Source organism: Prauserella alba, from assembly GCF_024171735.1.
GTDB lineage: Bacteria > Actinomycetota > Actinomycetes > Mycobacteriales > Pseudonocardiaceae > Prauserella > Prauserella alba.
In genome coordinates this window covers 134,538-152,061 of the sequence record NZ_JAMTCH010000009.1, presented here as the reverse complement: position 1 = coordinate 152,061, position 17,524 = coordinate 134,538, and the positions used below count along the sequence as shown (strand labels likewise).

The 17,524-nt window shown below is 71.9% G+C and carries 19 protein-coding genes; 10 read left to right on the top strand and 9 right to left on the bottom strand.

Annotated elements, in window-relative coordinates; translation table 11 throughout:
• Both LY12_RS25140 and LY12_RS25135 read left to right on the top strand, forming a co-directional pair.
• On the top strand, nucleotides 1-323 hold a 323-nt coding region (locus LY12_RS25140; protein WP_372493610.1), incomplete at its 5' end, for an IS30 family transposase.
• A gap of 284 nt (nucleotides 324-607) precedes the next feature.
• Nucleotides 608-1,471 (top strand): glycosyltransferase family 2 protein, encoded by an 864-nt coding sequence (locus LY12_RS25135; protein ID WP_253859942.1) that lies wholly within the window; start codon nucleotides 608-610, stop codon nucleotides 1,469-1,471.
• On the opposite strand, the gene LY12_RS25130 is transcribed toward LY12_RS25135, so the two are convergent.
• A complete protein-coding gene (locus LY12_RS25130) occupies nucleotides 1,472-2,245 on the bottom strand; it encodes an ABC transporter permease (protein ID WP_253859941.1) in 774 nt (257 codons plus the stop codon).
• The gene (locus tag LY12_RS25125) at nucleotides 2,242-3,081 is read right to left on the bottom strand and encodes an ABC transporter ATP-binding protein (protein ID WP_253859940.1); all 840 of its coding nucleotides are present in this window, start codon (nucleotides 3,079-3,081) and stop codon (nucleotides 2,242-2,244) included. Before LY12_RS25125 ends, LY12_RS25130 begins: the two co-directional genes overlap by 4 nt.
• A 157-nt stretch (nucleotides 3,082-3,238) precedes the next feature.
• On the opposite strand from LY12_RS25125, the gene LY12_RS25120 reads away from it, so the two are divergent.
• Both LY12_RS25120 and LY12_RS25115 read left to right on the top strand, forming a co-directional pair.
• On the top strand, nucleotides 3,239-4,393 hold the full coding sequence (locus LY12_RS25120; protein WP_253859939.1) for a sensor histidine kinase: 1,155 nt from the start codon (nucleotides 3,239-3,241) through the stop codon (nucleotides 4,391-4,393).
• Entirely contained in the window at nucleotides 4,390-5,052 is a 663-nt protein-coding gene (locus tag LY12_RS25115; RefSeq protein WP_253859938.1) for a response regulator, read from the top strand. Before LY12_RS25120 ends, LY12_RS25115 begins: the two co-directional genes overlap by 4 nt.
• Before the next feature lie 111 nt (nucleotides 5,053-5,163).
• Here LY12_RS25115 and LY12_RS26195 read toward each other — a convergent pair whose 3' ends face one another.
• Nucleotides 5,164-5,847 (bottom strand): hypothetical protein, encoded by a 684-nt coding sequence (locus LY12_RS26195; RefSeq protein ID WP_308292172.1) that lies wholly within the window; start codon nucleotides 5,845-5,847, stop codon nucleotides 5,164-5,166.
• Between the two features lie 149 nt (nucleotides 5,848-5,996).
• On the opposite strand from LY12_RS26195, the gene manB reads away from it, so the two are divergent.
• On the top strand, nucleotides 5,997-7,085 hold the full coding sequence (manB, locus tag LY12_RS25105) for a mannose-1-phosphate guanylyltransferase (protein WP_253859937.1): 1,089 nt from the start codon (nucleotides 5,997-5,999) through the stop codon (nucleotides 7,083-7,085).
• Nucleotides 7,078-7,974, top strand: coding sequence for a DNA-3-methyladenine glycosylase family protein (locus LY12_RS25100; RefSeq protein WP_253859936.1), 897 nt, complete (start codon nucleotides 7,078-7,080; stop codon nucleotides 7,972-7,974). The genes manB and LY12_RS25100 overlap by 8 nt, the downstream gene beginning before the upstream one ends.
• A 583-nt stretch (nucleotides 7,975-8,557) precedes the next feature.
• Here the strand turns inward: LY12_RS25100 and LY12_RS25095 are convergent.
• On the bottom strand, nucleotides 8,558-9,268 hold the full coding sequence (locus LY12_RS25095; protein ID WP_253859935.1) for a GntR family transcriptional regulator: 711 nt from the start codon (nucleotides 9,266-9,268) through the stop codon (nucleotides 8,558-8,560).
• Between the two features lie 121 nt (nucleotides 9,269-9,389).
• Here LY12_RS25095 and LY12_RS25090 point away from each other — a divergent pair, with 121 nt between their 5' ends.
• From LY12_RS25090 to LY12_RS25075, 4 genes are read left to right on the top strand one after another with little or no spacing between them, the layout of a single operon-like run.
• Complete coding sequence (locus LY12_RS25090) at nucleotides 9,390-10,769, top strand: NRAMP family divalent metal transporter (protein ID WP_253859934.1); 1,380 nt, start codon at nucleotides 9,390-9,392, stop codon at nucleotides 10,767-10,769.
• A 44-nt stretch (nucleotides 10,770-10,813) separates the two neighbouring features.
• Nucleotides 10,814-11,476 (top strand): 5-oxoprolinase subunit PxpB, encoded by a 663-nt coding sequence (pxpB, locus tag LY12_RS25085; protein ID WP_253859956.1) that lies wholly within the window; start codon nucleotides 10,814-10,816, stop codon nucleotides 11,474-11,476.
• Nucleotides 11,473-12,417: a 5-oxoprolinase subunit C family protein gene (locus LY12_RS25080; RefSeq protein ID WP_253859933.1), complete on the top strand. Its 945-nt coding sequence runs from the start codon at nucleotides 11,473-11,475 to the stop codon at nucleotides 12,415-12,417. Before pxpB ends, LY12_RS25080 begins: the two co-directional genes overlap by 4 nt.
• Complete coding sequence (locus LY12_RS25075; protein ID WP_253859932.1) at nucleotides 12,414-13,208, top strand: putative hydro-lyase; 795 nt, start codon at nucleotides 12,414-12,416, stop codon at nucleotides 13,206-13,208. The genes LY12_RS25080 and LY12_RS25075 overlap by 4 nt, the downstream gene beginning before the upstream one ends.
• 149 nt (nucleotides 13,209-13,357) lie before the next feature.
• Here the strand turns inward: LY12_RS25075 and LY12_RS25070 are convergent, their stop codons facing one another.
• The 5 genes from LY12_RS25070 to LY12_RS25050 are packed head-to-tail and all read right to left on the bottom strand — an operon-like array spanning nucleotide 13,358 to nucleotide 17,494.
• Nucleotides 13,358-13,732, bottom strand: coding sequence for a GntR family transcriptional regulator (locus tag LY12_RS25070; protein ID WP_253859931.1), 375 nt, complete (start codon nucleotides 13,730-13,732; stop codon nucleotides 13,358-13,360).
• A 43-nt stretch (nucleotides 13,733-13,775) separates the two neighbouring features.
• Nucleotides 13,776-14,315: an NUDIX hydrolase gene (locus LY12_RS25065; protein WP_253859930.1), complete on the bottom strand. Its 540-nt coding sequence runs from the start codon at nucleotides 14,313-14,315 to the stop codon at nucleotides 13,776-13,778.
• Nucleotides 14,316-15,653 carry a coenzyme F420-0:L-glutamate ligase gene (locus tag LY12_RS25060; protein WP_253859929.1) on the bottom strand — a complete coding sequence of 446 codons (1,338 nt, stop codon included), beginning with the start codon at nucleotides 15,651-15,653 and terminating at the stop codon, nucleotides 14,316-14,318.
• Nucleotides 15,646-16,647 carry a 2-phospho-L-lactate transferase gene (gene cofD / locus LY12_RS25055; protein ID WP_253859928.1) on the bottom strand — a complete coding sequence of 334 codons (1,002 nt, stop codon included), beginning with the start codon at nucleotides 16,645-16,647 and terminating at the stop codon, nucleotides 15,646-15,648. The genes LY12_RS25060 and cofD overlap by 8 nt, the downstream gene beginning before the upstream one ends.
• Before the next feature lie 43 nt (nucleotides 16,648-16,690).
• A complete protein-coding gene (locus LY12_RS25050; protein ID WP_253859927.1) occupies nucleotides 16,691-17,494 on the bottom strand; it encodes a GNAT family N-acetyltransferase in 804 nt (267 codons plus the stop codon).
• Nucleotides 17,495-17,524: the final 30 nt, after the last annotated feature.

Genomic DNA, 17,524 nt, shown 5'->3' with positions numbered 1-17,524 from the left:
TGCCCCTCATCGGCACCCTCCCCGAACACCTACGCGGCTCACTGACCTGGGACCAAGGCGCCGAGATGGCCGCACACACACAGTTCACCGTCGCCACCGGCATACCGGTCTACTTCTGCGACCCCCACTCACCCTGGCAACGCGGCTCGAACGAAAACACCAACGGCCTACTCCGCCAATACTTCCCCAAAGGCACCGACCTGTCCGCCCACAGCGCCGAAGACCTCGAACACGTCGCCCAGCAACTCAACGGCCGACCACGCAAAACACTCGGCTGGGCCACCCCAGCCGAGCGCCTGCGTGATCTACTCACAACCACATAGGCCAACAGGCGTTGCAACCACCCCAAGAAACCACCTTGCCGTTCCAAGGGACTGTGTTGCGGGTTCGGGGGCATGGGCGAGCAGCTGTCGCCTCACGGCCGCGGCGGTAACCGGCGAATAGTGGATTCGCCGGGCCTGTTCGTCACGGCCCGTTCGCCCAGGGCGCGACCGGACGTGCTCGGGGTGGCTGTGCCCGCGAGGGGAAGATTCGGGGCGTTGAACGCCACCAAGGTGCCCTTGGGGGCATCGGGGGTGTCGCAGAGCGGCGGGTGCAGAATGTGCGCGTGACCGAGCCGAAGACCTACGGTGACGGCGTCGCGGTGGTGACCGTGACGTACTCCCCGGGTGCGACCCTCGAACGTTTCCTCGACACCCTCGCCACGGCGACCGACCGTGACGTGCAGGTCGTCCTCGCCGACAACGGCTCCGTCGACGGGGCGCCGGAGAAGGCCGCCGAACGGGCGAACGTGCGGCTCGCGGCGATGGGCGAGAACCTCGGCTACGGCGCCGCCGCCAACCGTGGTGTCGCCGAGCTTGGCGACGACATCGGCTGGGTCGTCGTCGCCAACCCCGACCTGGAGTGGGACGCCGGTTCCCTCGACGCGCTGCTCACCGTCACCCGGCGTTGGCCCCGTGGCGGCGCGTTCGGCCCGCTGATCCGCGAACCCGACGGATCGGTGTACCCGTCGGCGCGGTTGCTGCCGTCGCCGGGCCGGGGGATCGGCCACGCCGTGTTCGGCAAGGTCTGGCCGTCCAACCCGTGGACCCGCGCCTACCGGCAGGAGAGCGGCGAACCGACCGAGCGCACCGCGGGCTGGCTGTCCGGCTCGTGCCAGCTGATCCGCCGTGAGGCGTTCGACTCGGTGGACGGGTTCGACCCGCGCTACTTCATGTACTTCGAGGACGTCGATCTCGGCGACCGCATCGCGAGGGCGGGCTGGCTCAACGTGTACGCCCCGTCGGCCGCCGTGATGCACATCGGCGGGGAGTCGACGTCGAAGGCGTCGGCGACGATGCTCGCCGTGCACCACGACAGCGCGTACCGCTACCTCGCGGACCGGCACCGCGGGCTCCGGTGGAAGCCGTTCCTGGCCGCCGTCAAACTCGGCCTGAAACTGCGCCTCGCGGTGGAGACCCGCCGGGCCTGATCACGTCCAGCGGAACACGCGTGCCGACACCGCGGCGGCCACCACCGTGACGCCGGCGAGCGCGCCGAGCTGCGCGACGTCGAGCGGCTGCCCGATCCACGCGGCCATCAGCGTGTCGAGCCCGGCACCGAACGGCAGGTACTCGCCGACGGCGGCGACCCCGTCCGGCAGATTGCCGCGCGGACCGAATCCGCCGCCCAGCGCCATCAACACGAAGAACGACACCAGCCCGATCGCCAGCGCGGAGTTCGGCGTGGGTGACACCGCCGCGACCAGCATTCCCAGCGCGAACATCGCCGTCGTCGTCAGCACGAGTGCGAGCGCGATGCCCATCGGATCCGCGGGAGCCGACAGGCCGAACAGCAACGCCGCGACCACGACGACCAGCGTGATCCCCGCAGCCGCCTGCGCGATCCCGACCACGGCCTGCGCCACCAGCACCATCGACGGCCGCGCCGGGGTCACGGCCAGCCGCCGGAGGATCTTGTAGCGGCGGTAGGTCGCGAGGAACGACGGCATGTTGATCACGCCGACGGTGGCGATGGTCAGCACGATCACCATCGGCAGCACGTAGGCGAGCTGCTGCGACATGCCGCTCAGGCCGGGCACCGGCGGGGAGTCGCCGCTGCCGTTCATCACCAGGAGCAGCATCGGCAGGCCCAGCGGAATCACCAGCCCCGCCGTGTCCCGGCGGACCATGCGTCCCTCATGCGCGATGAGCGCCCGCCACGCCCGCAACCCCGGGCCTCGCGGACTCGTCACGGTGTCGGTCATCGCCGCACCTCCCCGTCCGGTCCGCCCGCATCGCGGAGCACGTCGTCGAGGACGGTGACGTCCGCGTTCACATCGACGTCCGCGTCCACATCGGTGTCGGTATCGGCGTGTGCGTCGGCATCTGCGTCGGTCACCGCGAGGAACGCCTCGTCGAGGGACGTGCCGCCGCCCCCGTGGGTGCGCCTGACGAGCCCCTCCGGCGTGTCCAGCGCGGCGATCCGCCCCCTGTCGAAGACGGCGATGCGGTCGCACAGCCGCTGAGCCTCGTCCATGAAGTGGGTGACCAGCAGGATCGTCACGCCCGCTGCCCGCACCTGCTCGATGAGCTGCCAGGTGTCACGGCGGGCCCGCGGATCGAGTCCGCTGGTGAGCTCGTCGAGCACCGCGACGCGTGGCCTGCCGACGAGCGCGAGTGCGATCGACAGGCGTTGCAGCTGCCCGCCGGAGAGTTCGTCGACGAACGTGTCCCGCTTGTCGTCGAGCCCGAGCTGCCCCAGCAGCCGTTCCGGATCGGCGCCGTCGGCGTAGAACGAGCGGTACAGCCGCACCAGCTCACCCGCCGTCGCCTTGTCCGGCAGCATCCCCTCCTGCAGTTGGACACCGAGCACAGTGCGCAACGCCTTGCGATCGCGCACCGGGTCGAGTCCGAGCACGCGCACCATGCCCGCATCGGGCGTGCGCAGGCCCTCGACGATCTCGACGGTCGTGGTCTTGCCCGCGCCGTTCCTGCCGAGTACGCCGAAGATCTCGCCCGCTTCGACGTCGAAGTCGACCCCGTCGACCGCGATCGTCTCGCCGTAGCGCTTGTGGATGTCTCTGACCTCGATGACGGCCATGCCGCCCGCCTTTCGTGAGCCGGGATCGCCCGGTCGGCCCTGTTGCCACCCGTGAACGTAGGGACGCGGGGGCGAGGCGTCTGCTGCCGAAAGTCACGCCCGGCGGGCATGACTTCCGGCAGGTGTCCGCGCGCGGGAGCACTCCTAGACTCGGCGGATGGGCAAGGAACGCCTCGAAGTGGCGGCCGCGACGGCGGGACTGGCGATCTACCTCGTCATCGGACTGCCGATCATCGTCGTCGCGGTCTCGGGAGACGCGGCGGAGCCGGTCACGCGTGGCCCGTTCTGGGTGTGGCTGGTGTGCTACGCCGGGTTCCTCGTCGCGTTCGCGGCGACGGCGGTCACGGGTGAGCGCGGACACCGGGCCGGAGCCGCCGGGGGCGCCCTGCTGACCATGGCGTGCGGCGCCGGTGTCGTGCTGCTGTCCGGGAACCGCGGCGTGACGCCGATCCTGCTCGTGTTCGCCGCGGCCGTCGCGGCCCAGTACGTCTCGGCGCGGATGGCCGTGGGCATCGTCGCGGGCAACACCGTGGTCGTGGCCGCGGCGGGCCTGTGGCACGGGGTCTCCGCACCCGACCTGCTGTTCAGCACGTTCCTGTACGCCGTGTTGCAGGTGCTGTACCTGTTCACGACCTGGGCCGCGCAGCGTGAGCAGGAGGCCAACGAACGCCTCGCGGTCGCTCACGCCGAGCTGCGCAGCGCCACCGCGTTGCTCGCCGAGTCGAGCCAGTCCCAGGAACGCCTGCGCATCGCGCGCGAGTTGCACGATCTGCTGGGGCACAAGCTCTCGGCGCTGGCACTGCAGTTGGAGACCGCCTCGCACCGGGTGACCGGGCCCGCGGGCGAGGACGTGGAGCGGGCGCGGCTGCTGGCGAAGGAACTGCTCACCGACGTCCGGTCGACGGTGGGGGAGTTGCGGTCACGCCCGCCGGAACTGCGCGCGGCACTGGAGACGGTGGTGCGCGAACTGCCCCGGCCACGTGGTCACCTGACGGTCGCCGACGACGTCGAGGTGGACGAGCAGCGGATCACCGTGCTCGTTCGCTGCGCACAGGAGATCGTCACCAACGCCATCCGGCACGCCGATGCCGACAACCTGTGGCTCGACGTGCGCGCCGGCCCCGACGGCGGCGTGCTGCTCCACGCTCGCGACGACGGGCACGGCACCTCCGCGTTGCAGCTCGGCCACGGGCTCACCGGGCTGACCGAACGGGCCGAGGAACTCGGGGGCTCCGTGAGCTTCGACGGCCGCGACGGATTCGCCGTCGAGGTCGACCTGCCGCCCTCGTCGATGCCGGTGGCAGCGTCGTGATCGGGGTCTGCGTCGTCGACGATCAGACGCTCGTCCGGCAGGGCATTCGCAGCCTGCTGGGACTCGCCGACGACGTCACGGTCGTCGCGGAGGCCTGCGACGGCGACGAAGCCCTCGACGTGCTGTCCCGCGAACCTCCCGACGTGCTGCTGCTCGATCTGCGCATGCCGCGGCGTGACGGGATCGCCACGCTCGAAGCGATGCGCCGGCAGGGGTTCGACATTCCCGCGCTGGTCCTGACGACCTTCGACGACGACGAACTCGTGCTGAAGGCGCTCCGCGCCGGAGCACGCGGCTATCTGCTGAAGGACGTCACACTCGACCGGCTCGTGAACGCGATCCGCACCCTAGCCCGAGGCGGTTCACTGGTGCAGCCCGCGCTCACCGAACGGCTCGTCCGAGCCGTCGAGGCATCGGGGGAGGTCCCCGACTTCACCGACCTGCCCGCTCCGGAACCGCTGACCGAACGGGAACTGGAGATCCTGCGGCTGCTGGCTGGCGGTTTCAACAACCGCGAGATCGCCGCCGCCGCGGGACTCGCCGAGGGGACCGTGAAGAACCACGTGTCGAACGTGCTGATGAAGCTCTACGTCCGGGACCGCACCCGCGCCGTGCTCCGCGCACTCGACCTCGGCCTGCTCACGGGCGGCGACGGCTGACCTGCAGGGACGGCGCGGGCCGTGGCGGTGCGGGCCGTGGCCGTGCGAATCGTGGCCGTGCGGGCCGGCTCGCCGTCACAGGCAGCCGCACCGGAAGGGACCGACTCGCCGTCACAGGCCTTCGAGTCGGCGGGCGAGTTCGGAGGTGCCGCTTCCCGGCTCGACCTTCGTGGTGGGCACGAATCCGCCACCGGCGGAGTCGTCGGACCCACTGCCCGAATCCCCGCCCGCGGTGGTGGTCGAACCGCCGCCCGATGGCCGGGCCGCGGCATTCGGGCCCGCGGGTGTGACCGGCGCGCCGGTGAACGTCATGTCCGGCGGCGCGTCCGCCGTGTCGACCGGCTGGGCTCCCTGCGTGGGCAGCGGCTGGGTCCGCGCGCTGTCCGCCAGCGCCGGCGCAGGGGTCCCGGACTCGGTGTTCTGGGAAGCCGTGTGCTGGGGCGCCGTGTGCTGGCGAGCCGCGTCCTGGGGTGCTGTGTTCCCGGCGGCGGGCGTCGTGTCGGCGGCAGGGGTGGTCTCGGCGGTTCGGGACGCCGCAGCCGCGGCCTCCCGCTGGTTCAGCGGCACGGTCGGTGACGGCTGGGAGAGGTGACTCTCGTCGTTGCGCTCGATCACCGACGCGGGCACCTTGGCGGTGGCGTCGGGGTCCTGCTCGGCGGCACTGCGGACGACCGAGGACGGGATGACCTGCGTGTCGTCCGAGTCCATCGGCGACTGCATGTTGTCCGGCGTCACCACGCCCGAGCGCCGCTGCGCCCGAGCCAGTACGGCGTCCGCTCGATCGCGGGGGTCCATGCCCTCGCCCTCCCCGATGGTCGACCAGGCCCTCTCGGTGGAAGGGCCGCCGGATTCTGCCACTAGGGTAGGCCCTCCGGTTCGATACCGTCAGCGTTTCCCCCGGTTTGTCGCCGGCGGGCCACGAGAAAGGGTAGGTGCAGGCTCGAATGGGGTCCTCGTCCGGAGGCGGTGCGGTCGACGCCGTGGTGCTCGTCGGCGGTAAAGGCACCAGGTTGCGCCCGCTGACCCTCTCCGCGCCGAAGCCGATGCTGCCGACGGCGGGTGTGCCGTTCCTGTCGCACCTGCTCTCGCGGATCCGCGCGGCGGGGATCACACATGTGGTGCTCGGCACGTCGTATCAGGCCGAGGTGTTCGAAGAGCACTTCGGCGACGGCGGCGCGCTCGGCCTCGACCTCGAATACGTCGTCGAGGACGAACCGCTCGACACCGGCGGGGCGATCCGCAACGTGTACGACCGGCTCCGCGCGGACGACGTCGTGATCTTCAACGGCGACATCCTGTCCGGCACCGACATCGGCGCGCTCGTCGGAACGCACCGCGACGCGGGCGCCGACGTCACCCTGCATCTGCAGCGCGTCGCCGACCCGAGCCGGTTCGGCTCCGTGCCCACCGGCGCCGACGGCCGCGTGACGGCATTCCTCGAGAAGACGCCGAATCCGCCGACGGACCAGGTCAACGCCGGGTGTTACGTGTTCCGGCGGGAGGTCGTCGGCGGGATTCCGGCGGGCAGGCGGGTGTCGGTCGAGCGGGAGACGTTCCCCGGGCTGCTCGAGGCGGGCGCCCACGTGCACGGGTTCGTCGACGACTCGTACTGGCTCGACGTCGGCACCCCCGAGACGTTCGTGCAGGGGAGTGCGGACCTGGTGCGCGGTGTCGCGCCGACGTCGGCACTGGCGGGGCCGACGGGGGAGTCGCTGCGGCTCCCCGGCGCCTCCGTGGCAGCCGACGCGGAGGTGACGGGCGGATCGACGCTCGGGGTGGACTCGGTCGTGGGCACCGGTGCGCGGATCGAGGGAGCGGTGCTGTTCGACGGCGCCGTGGTCGAGGCGGGAGCGGTGGTCGAGCGGTCCGTGCTCGGTGCGGGTTCCCGCGTGGGCGAGGGCGCGGTGCTGCGGGGTGTCGCCCTCGGTGACGGCGCGAGCGTCGGCGCGGGCTGCGAACTCCTCGACGGCGTCCGCGTGTGGCCGAAGATCGATCTGCCACCCGGTGCGATCCGGTTCTCCAGCGATGCGTGAACGCACGTGGCGGCCCGGATTCGACGTCGATCTCGACGCCGTGCTGGCTCCGCTGCGGCGCGGCCACGCCGACCCGTGTTTCCGGCGTGACGACGGAATCTGGCTGACGGCGAACACCTCAGGCGGTTCCGCAACGCTCCGGGTGTCCCGGTCCGATATGGACGTCGTGGGCACGGCGTGGGGCGACGGTGCCGAGGCGGTCCTCGACGGACTGCCCGCGCTGCTGGGCGCCGACGACGATGACTCGGGGTTCGTGTCGCACCACGACGCGGTCGCGCGGGTGCGGCGGGAACTGCCGCGGCTGCGGCTGGGGGCGACGCGGCGCGTGTGGGACGTGCTCGTGCCCGCGGTGCTGGAGCAGAAGGTGACCGGGTACGAGGCGCGGCGGTCGTGGCGTGAGCTGTGCCGCCGGTTCGGTGTGCCCGCTCCGGGGCCCGCGCCGGACGGGATGCGCGTACCGCCGACTCCCGCGGCGATTCTGTCCATTGTGGATTGGAATTGGCACAGGGCGGGGGTGGACTCGTCCCGCAGGCGGGCGTTGCGGGCCGCGGCGACCGTGGCGGGCAGGCTGGAACGTGCCGCGACGCTGGGCGGTGCGGAGGGCAGGCACCTGTTGCGCACGGTGCCGGGCATCGGCGTGTGGACGGCCGCGGAGGTGGCACAGCGGGCGTGGGGCGATGCCGACGCGGTCAGCTTCGGTGACTTCCACATCCCCGCGGTCGTCGGCCACGCCCTGCTCGGCCGCGAACTCGATGATGCCGGCCTGCACGAGGTGCTCGCCCCGTACGCCCCGCAGCGCCATCGCGTGGTGCGCTATCTCGAAGCGGCCGGCCACACGCGTCCCCGTTACGGTCCTCGCCACCCGGTCCGCGACTACCGGGCCATCTGACGCCCGGCCGTGTTGCGAATCCCGGGGCCCGTGTTGCGGGTTCGGGGGCCCGTGTTGCGTTTTCCAGGGCTCGTGTTGCGGGTTCGGGGGATCGTGTTGCGAATCCCGGGGTCCGTGCGGCACCTCCCGTCCGGCGTGTCCTGCGGTTGTGCCCCGCGTGTTCTGCACTCGGAACCGCGTGTTCTGCGGTCGGGTTTTCGTGTCCTGCGCTCACGTCACGCGAGTGGGGCCAGTCGGGGTCGTGGCGAGTTTCTCGGGGCTCGGTGGTGTACTCCCGGGTCCGCGCTGCGTCTTCCAGGGGCGGCGACCCGTCCGGCCTGACGTCGGTTCGTGGGCCTCGGCGAGTTTCGCACGGGGTTGCGGACCGGCACCCGTTCGCGTTCGCGGCGGTATTCCCGGTATGCAACGAGTGCACCGCGCCCCACGGGTGGACGAGTGCAGTTCTCGCGTGCCGAACGCAGCACATGCCGCCCCGGAGTGCAGGACACGCGCGGCTGAGTGCAGGACAACCGCCCCGGAAAACGCAACACGGTCCCCGGAATCCGCAACACGCGCCCCGGAATCCGCAACACGCGGTGGTGGGTCAGGTGAAAGCGTCGAGGAGCTGGCGCTGGGCCGTGGTGAGGTACTCGTCGAGGGCGTGGGCGGCGGCGTCGAGGTCGCCGTCGGTCAGCAGCCGGGCGATGTGACGGTTCAGCTCGATGTACGGCTCGTGGAACCGGCGCAGTGCCGACGTCGCGTGGAACGCCAGTCTCAGTTCCGCCGTGAGCTGCTGCATGATCTCGTCGGCGCGCGGGCTGCCGGCCAGCGCCGTGATCGCCTGGTGGAAGCGCATGTTCGCGGTGCCGACGTCCAGCCAGCGCTCCTCCGCGGCGGCCTCCTCGGCGGCGGCGATCGCCGAGGAGATCGCCGCCAGCCGCTCCTGCGGGATGTCGGAAGCCGCACGGATCGCTCCCGTCTCCAGCAGGCGGCGAGTGCGGTACAGGTCGGTCACGTCGTCGGCGTCCAGCACCCGGACGAACACACCGCGGTGGAACTCGTGCACCAGGAGTCGCTCGTGCACCAGCAGGCGGAACGCCTCGCGCAGCGTGTTCCGCGACACCCCGAGCGCCTTGCCGGCGCTGTGTTCCGACAACCGGGTACCCGGCCGCAACCGCCCGTCGATGATCCACTGCCGCAGCGCGTCGGCGACCCGTTCGGCGGTGCTGGTTCGGTCGAGCACCGAGCGGTTGTCCGCGAGCAGGTCGGACCAGGGGTCGGCGCCGGCCTGATCGGGTGAGCTGGGGCTGGCCATCGGCGGGGGTCGACCTCCGTTGTGTCGGGACCACGAAGTGTAACAAGTGCATTGCCCCCTTGTCGGATTGTTGAACAACTCGCTACCGTCTTGCGAAACCCCTCGACCCCGGGAGACCGATATGGCCGACCACGTGGGCAGCGGCGCCGACCGCGACGACGTCGGCGACAACCGCGGCAACGACAACCGCGACACCGACGGCACCCCCGGCGGGGACACCGCCGACACGGACGCAACGGCCGGCACAGGCCCGAAGACCGGCAAGGACGCGAAGACCGGCAAGGACACGAAGGCAGGCAAGGGCGCGCTGGCGGGCGGTACCTCGCGTGGCGCGCTGGCCGGCGCGATCTTCCTGATGGCCACGAGCGCCATCGGCCCCGGCTTCATCACGCAGACCACCGAGTTCACCGCGCAGCTCGGCGCCGCGTTCGCGTTCGCGATCCTCCTCTCGATCGTCGTCGACATCGCGGTGCAGCTGAACGTCTGGCGCGTCATCGGCATCTCGGGGCTGCGGGCGCAGGAGCTCGGCAACAAGGTGCTGCCCGGCATCGGCTACCTGATGGCCGCGCTGGTCGTGCTCGGCGGCCTCGTGTTCAACATCGGCAACGTCGCGGGCACCTCACTCGGCCTCGACGCGCTGTTCGGGCTCGACGTGAAGATCGGCGGGACGATCTCCGCGGCCATCGCGATCGCCATCTTCGCGAGCCGGCGCGCGGGCGTCGCGATGGACCGGCTCGTCGTCGTGCTCGGTTTCGTCATGATCGCGCTGACGACGTATGTCGCGATCGTGTCGTCCCCGCCCGTGGGCGAGGCCATGACGCAGGCGGTCGTGCCCGACACGATCGACGTTCTGGTGATCACCACGCTGATCGGCGGGACCGTCGGTGGCTACATCACGTACGCGGGTGCCCACCGGCTCATCGATTCGGGCGTCAGCGGCCCCGACGAGGTCGCGCGCGTGTCCCGCAGTTCCGTGACGGCGCTGCTGGTCACGGGTGTCATGCGGGTGGTGCTGTTCCTGGCGATCCTCGGTGTCGTCGCCGGCGGTGCGACGCTGGCAGGCGGAAACCCGACGGCGGAGGCGTTCGGCCACGCCGCGGGTGAGGTCGGCATGCGCCTGTTCGGCATGGTGCTGTGGGCGGCGGGCATCACGTCGGTCGTCGGCGCGTCCTACACGTCGGTGTCGTTCCTCGTGTCGTTCTCGCCCGCGTTGAAGCGGCGGCAGAACTGGCTCGTCGCGGGGTTCATCGTCGTGTCCGCGGTGGGTTTCGTCCTGCTCGACCAGGCGCCGACGACGCTGCTGATCCTCGCGGGCGCGCTCAACGGGCTGATCCTGCCCGTCGGCTTCGGCGTGGTGATGTGGGTGGCGGGACGGCGCGGTGACCTGCTCGGCGGCTACCGGTATCCGCGCTGGCTGCTGGTCATCGGCGTGGCGGCCTGGCTGTTGACGCTCTACCTCGGATGGAATTCACTCAGCGGTATCGCGGACCTGTGGAGCTGACCGGGCGCGGTGCCGGGCTGGAGGAGCCGATGGACACGACCACGCTGCGAGTGCTGCCGTGCGGGGACGCGGCACTGCTCGTCGAGGCGGCCGGACTCGACGACGTGCTGGCGCTGCACGCGGCACTCGAAGCCGACCGGCCCGGCGGCGTCGTCGACCTCGTCCCCGCAGCCCGGACGCTACTGTTGCGGTTCGATCCCGTGCGGACCGACGCAGCCGCCCTGGAACGGGCCGTGCGGGAGGCCGAACCCGTTGCGGTGTCCCGATCCGGAGGCGAGCTGCTGGAGATTCCCGTCGTCTACGACGGGCCGGATCTCGCCGACGTCGCCCACCACACGGGACTGTCCGAACGCGACGTGATCGCCGAACACACCGCCTGCGAGTGGACGGTCGCGTTCGGCGGGTTCGCGCCCGGTTTCGGCTACCTGGCCGGCGGGTCTCCGAGGTTGGAGGTGCCGCGCCGTTCCGAGTCGCGCACCCGCGTGCCCACCGGATCGGTCGCGCTCGCCGGAACGTACAGCGGTGTCTATCCGCGTTCCTCGCCCGGCGGCTGGCAGCTCATCGGCCACACCGACCTCGTGACCTGGGACGTCGACCGCGACCCGCCCGCGCTGCTGCGGCCCGGCGTGCGCGTGCGGTTCGTCGCGGCCGATTCGGGGGAGACCGAGGGTGAGCGACCGCGCCGGACGGCCGGAGGTGACGCGTGACGGATCTCGACGTTCTCGCCCCCGGCCCGTTGGCGACGGTGCAGGATCTGGGCAGGCCCGGCAACGCCGGGATCGGCGTCGGCCTCTCGGGTGCCGCCGACGGCGGGTCGCTGCGGTTGGCGAACCGGCTGGTGGGCAACGACGAGGACGCGGCCTGCGTCGAGGTCACCTTCGGCGGGTTCGCCGCGCGGGCGCGGACGCCGCTGACGGTGGCGGTGACGGGGGCGCCGTGCCCGGTCACCGTCGACGGTCGCGGTGCGGCACCGGACAGCGTGCTGCGCGTGCCGGCCGGAGCGGAGATCCGCCTCGGCACACCCGCGCGCGGCCTGCGCAGCTATCTCGCCGTGCGGGGCGGGCTGACGGTGCCGGCCGTACTCGGCTCGCGGTCGACCGACCTGCTGTCCGGTCTCGGCCCGCAGCTGCTGCGGGAAGGTGACGTGCTGCCCGTGGGGCCGGCGCCCGCGCGGTTCCCCGTGATCGACGGAGCTCCGGGACGTGCGATCGCCGACAGCGAAGCGCCCCTGCGGGTCGTCCCCGGCCCACGCGACGACTGGTTCACCTCCCGTGCCCTGGCGACGTTGCTGACCGAGCCCTACACCGTGACATCGGAATGCGACCGGGTCGGTGCGCGGCTCGACGGCCCCGAACTGGCGCGTGCCGGCGTGGGAGAGCTGCCGAGCGAAGGCATGGTGCCGGGCGCGCTGCAGGTGCCGCCGTCGGGAAAGCCGACCCTGTTCCTCGCCGACCACCCCGTCACCGGCGGCTATCCGGTGATCGCTGTGGTCGTCACGTCCGATGTGGACGCGGCGGCACAGCTGCGGCCCGGAATGCGCGTGCGATTCGTCAGGGACCGCACGGCGAACCGTGCCACGTCGCGACCCGGCGCCGCGCGCCCGTCGCCGCACCTGCCCGCAACGTCGAACTCCGGGAGGTCGTCGTGACCGCACCCCGCACACCCGACGCGTTCGCCGATCCGCACGAGGCTCGGGCCGCCTACCGCGACGGCCTGCGCGTTCCGACTGCAGGTCACTGTCCGGGGTGGACACAGGCGAACCTGATCTCCCTGCCCGCCGACGTCGCCGAGGATTTCCGGCACTTCGCCCGGCGCAACCCGCAGGCGTGTCCGGTCCTCGGCGTGACCGAGCCCGGCGAGGTGTCGCTGCCGATCCTCGATGGTGACCTGCGCCGCGACCTGCCCGCCTATCGGGTGTACGAGAACGGGGAGCTCGCCGGGGAGCGCACCGACGTCGTCGATCTGTGGCGCGGTGACCTCGTCACGTTCCTCATCGGCTGCAGCTTCACGTTCGAGACCGCACTGCTGGAGTCCGGTGTTCCGGTGCGGCACATCGAGGACGGCGGCAACGTGCCGATGTACACCACATCGGTCGCGTGCCGTCCGGCTGGCCGCATGACGGGGCCGCTGGTGGTGTCGATGCGCCCGATCCCGGCACGGCTGGTCGAGCGGGCGATCCGGGTGACGGCGCGCTATCCGCGGGTGCACGGCGCGCCCGTTCACATCGGACAACCGGGGCTCATCGGTGTCGACGACCTCGACCGGCCCGATTTCGGCGACCCGGTGCGGATCGACCCGGGCGAGGTTCCCGTGTTCTGGGCGTGTGGCGTGACGCCGCAGGCCGCCGTGATGCGCTCGAAACCGCCGCTGGCCATCGCTCACGCACCCGGACACATGGCTATCACCGACGCCCGCGACACGGAGTTCCGCGTGCCGTGATGCTCCGCCGCTGACACATCGGCCCCGGCCCACCGACGCGAATCCGCAACACGGCCCCCGGAATCCGCAACACAGTCCCGGGGATCCGCAACACAGTCCCGGGGATCCGCAACACGGCCCCGGGAATCCGCAACACGGGGACGGGGCTCCTAGTGGGAGCGGATGGCTGCGGTGACGATGGCGACGGCCTCGTCGTCGCTCAGGCCGAGTTTGCGTGCCGTGTCGGCGTACCGCCGGGCGGCGTCCCGTGCGCGGATCCGCGTGCGATCACCGGTGGCGGCGACGAACGTGCCCGACCGGCCCTTCGTCTCGATCAGGCCCGCTTCCTCGAGTTCCCGATAGGCACGGGCGATCGTGTTCGCCGCGATGCCCACGTCGGCGGCGAGCTTGCGCACGGTCGGCAGCCTCGTGCCGACGGCGAGCACACCCTCGTTGATCTTACCGGCGAGCCCGGCGCGCACCTGTTCGTACGGCGCCACCTTGGACTCCGGGTCGACGCCGACCAACGGCTCCGTCTCGCTCATCGCCGGAAACCCTCGCACGCCCGTGCTGAGGTGCGCAAACCGGTCACGCGGCGTCGAGTGCGGCCGCCACCAGCTCGGTCAGGTCCTCGGTGCCGGGTGGCAGTGCGTGCACCGGCCACCAGCGCAGATCGTCGGACTCGTCGCTGGCCACCGGCTCGGCGCCCGCGGGGGCGCGCACGAGGAACTGCACGTCGAAATGCCGCGTGGGCAGGCCGAGCGAGCAGGTGATCGGGTGGACGTCGAGCCGCAGCGGGTCGTCGTCGATCGTGAGCCGGGGCATGCCCGATTCCTCGGTGGCCTCGCGCAGTGCCGCGGCTGTCAGTGACGGGTCGTCGGGTTCGCAGTGCCCGCCGAGCTGCAGCCACCGGCCCACCCGCGGATGCAACGTCAGCAGCACGTGCTCGCCCGCGGCGTCCAGCACGATCGCCGACGCCGTCAGGTGGCCCGCTTCGCACGAGCGCGCGCACGCGTCGGGGCGCGCGGCGAGGAAGCCGAGGTAGGCCTGTCGCAACGATTCCTGGGAGGCGGTGTCGGGCTTCCAGCCGTCCAGTGTGGACGTCGCAGTGGAGTGGAGGGCGTCCATTCACAGCTCCAGATATCCGTCGTCGAGGTCACGGGGCGGTCGCGGGGCGAGCGGCTCGGTCGGGTGGCCGACGGCGACGGCGCCCAGCGGCCGCCACGACGGGTCGATCCCGAGGCTCGCGTGCACGACGTCGGCGGCGAAGATGGTCGACCCGATCCAGCACGAGCCGAGTCCCTCGGCGGCCAGTGCGACCAGCAGGGCCTGCACGGCCGCACCGCCCGCGACCGTGAACATCGTGAGCTCGCAGGCGCTTCGCCGCTCGTCCGGATACGCGTGGGCGCCGTCCGGCACCAGGAAGGGCACGATCACCTCGGGCGCTTCGAAGAGGATGTCCCCGCGGCGCAGGCGCTTCTCGATCTGCTCGTCGGTGAAGCCGTCCGCCGTCAGGTCGCCCCGCCACGCCTCGCGCATCGCTTCGAGCAGCTTGGTCCGCGTTCCGGGCTCGCGCAGCCGGACGAACCGGACCGGTCGGGTGTGGTGCGGTGCGGGCGCCGTGAGCGCCGCGCCGACGGCACGCCGCAGTGCCTCGGGGTCCACGGTGTCGCCGGTGAACTCGCGCACCGACCGCCGTGTCAGCACCGCCTCCCGCCTGCCCTGGGCGATCGCTTCGTCGGTGCCGAGCCGGAACAGATCGTAGTCGGCGGGCCGCACCAGGTCGCGTGCCGTCGACCGCTCGTCGCCGATCTCCAGGCCGCGCACCACCGCGACCGGAAGCCCGCCGAGTTTGCCCTTCACCAGGTCGGCGGCGGAGGCGATCTCGTCGGCCACGGCGATCTCGGTGACCGCCAGCTCGTTGCCGTGGTCGTCGACCTCGCCCTCGTAGGCGTGCAGCACGCGCAGCCCGGAGGCGCCGATCGTCTCGTCGGTCTGGCCGTTGCGCCAGGCGCGGCCCATCGTGTCGGTGATCAGCACGGCGATCTCCACACCGAGCCGTTCGCGCAGGCCGTGCCGTAGTGCGAGGGCGGAGGCGTCCGGGTCGTAGGGCAGCAGTGCGATCTCGTCGAGGTTGACGTTGGAGGCGTCGACGCCGGCTGCGGCCTGCACGATGCCGTTGCGGTTCTGCGTGATGAGCGTCCGCCCGATCCGAGCCAGCACGCGTTCGGACTCGGCGTCGATCAGCTCGCGCCGCGCGGCGTCGCGTTCGTCCGGGTCGGACGGCACCCGGATCAGCCTGCCCTCCGCCTTGGACACGATCTTGCTCGTCACCACCACGACGTCACCCGAGCGCAGCCAGGGCGCGGCGGTGGCGATCGCGCCCGTGAGGTCGTCACCGGGCCGGAACTCCGGCAGTCCTTCGACGGGCAGGATCTCGACGCGCCCGCCCGCGTGATCAGTCAAGGTGCACCCCGGCCAGTTCGAGGGCGTCCCGCGCCATCTGCGCGGTCGTGTCCACATCGGACATGATGATCGGCACGGCGCGCACCGCGACGCCCGGCACGTCGACCCGCTCGCCCGAGTGCACCAGCCAGCCGTCGAGCAGGCCCTCGTCGGAGGTCTGCCGTGAGCCGTAGTGCGCACCCACGGCCTCGGCGGAGGTCTCCACCCCGATCGCGGACAGGCACGCGTCGCCCATGCCGCGCAGCACCTTCCCGCCGATGATCGGCGACACACCGACGACGCCGGCCTCGGTCTTGCGCAGCGCCTCCCGGATGCCGGGTACGGCCAGCACCGATCCGATCGACACCACGGGGTTGGACGGCGCGAACAGCACCGCGTCCGCCTCGGCGATCGCCTCGAGTGCACCCGGCGCGGGGGCCGCCTCCTCAGCGCCGACCGGCACGATCGAATGCGCCTGCGGCTCGGCCCGGTGCCGCACCCACCACTCCTGGAAGTGGATGGCCTTCCGTTTCGCCGCGTCCTCGGGATCGTCGATGACGACGTGCGTCTCGACCCGGTCGTCGGACATCGGCAGCAGCCGCACGCCGGGCTGCCAGCGGGCGCACAGTGCCTCGGTGACCGCCGACAGCGGGTAGCCCGCGCGGATCATCCGCGAGCGCACCAGGTGCGTGGCGATGTCCTTGTCGCCGAGGGAGAACCACGTCGGGTCCGCGTTGTAGGCCTCCAGTTCGGCCTTCACCGACCACGTCTCGTCCGCATGGCCCCAGCCGCGCTCCGTGTCGACCCCGCCACCCAGCGTGTACATGCAGGTGTCGAGGTCCGGGCAGATCCGCAGTCCGTGCATCCACACGTCGTCGCCGGTGTTCACCAGCGCCGTGACCTCGTGTTCCGACCCGGCGTCCGGTTCTCCCGTCGGCGGCAGCCCCAGCGCGGCTTTGACCCCCAGCAGGAAGCGGGCTCCGCCCACTCCGCCGACCACGACCACGACCTTCACGAGCCTGCCTCTTTCGTCGTTCTCGCCTGACCCCTCGTCTTCCCTACAGCGCTCGATCCTCGCACGGCACCCAGTAGCGATATCGGTGGTGTTCGCGGAAACCGAGCCGGTTGTAGAGGGCCAGCGCGCCGGCGTTGTCGGCGGCGACCTGGAGCACGCACCGGGAGGCGCCGTGCCGCCCGCCCCAGGTGCCGATCGCGGCCATCAGCGCCCGCGCCAGGCCCTGCCTGCGGTGCCCGGGGCGCACGGTGAGGCGCGCGACGAGCAGCAGCCCGTCGGCGACGGCCCCTCGCACGGCCGCACGGGCTCCGTCGGGGCCGTGCACCAGCCCGTAGCCGACCGCGTCGCCGCCGGTGAGGACGGCACGCTCGGCGCCGGTGGGCTCGGTCGTGCCGATCGTCAGCTCCCACCAACCGGGCAACGGCTCGGCGAGCACCTCGACGTGGCGGTCCGCGGGCTCCGTGTCCGGCGCGGCCTCGGTGGCCAGCGCGGGTCCGGTACCCAGGGGACCGCCGTCCGGAGAGGCGGCCGGGCCGAGCAGCACCGCGACGTCGTTGCCGGCGGCGTGGTCGTCGCACGGCCGCCACCCGAACCGCGGCAGGTCGCGTTCCACGGGCGAGTTCTGGACTGCCTGCAACATCGGCGGGATGGCATGCTGGTGGGCGAAGTCACACACCGCGGCCAGTGCATCGGGCAGGGGCAGGCCGGGATCGTCGATGGCGAGGGCGCTGTTGGCACGGCCGGTGAAACCGCCGGCAGCCCGCAGCCGCCACTCGCCGAGCGGCTCGTCGACCTGGGCGGGCCACGCGTCGGCACAGGCCCGTTCGATGCGCATCGCACTGATCACACCGACATGGGTACCGCGCACGGGCGAGAG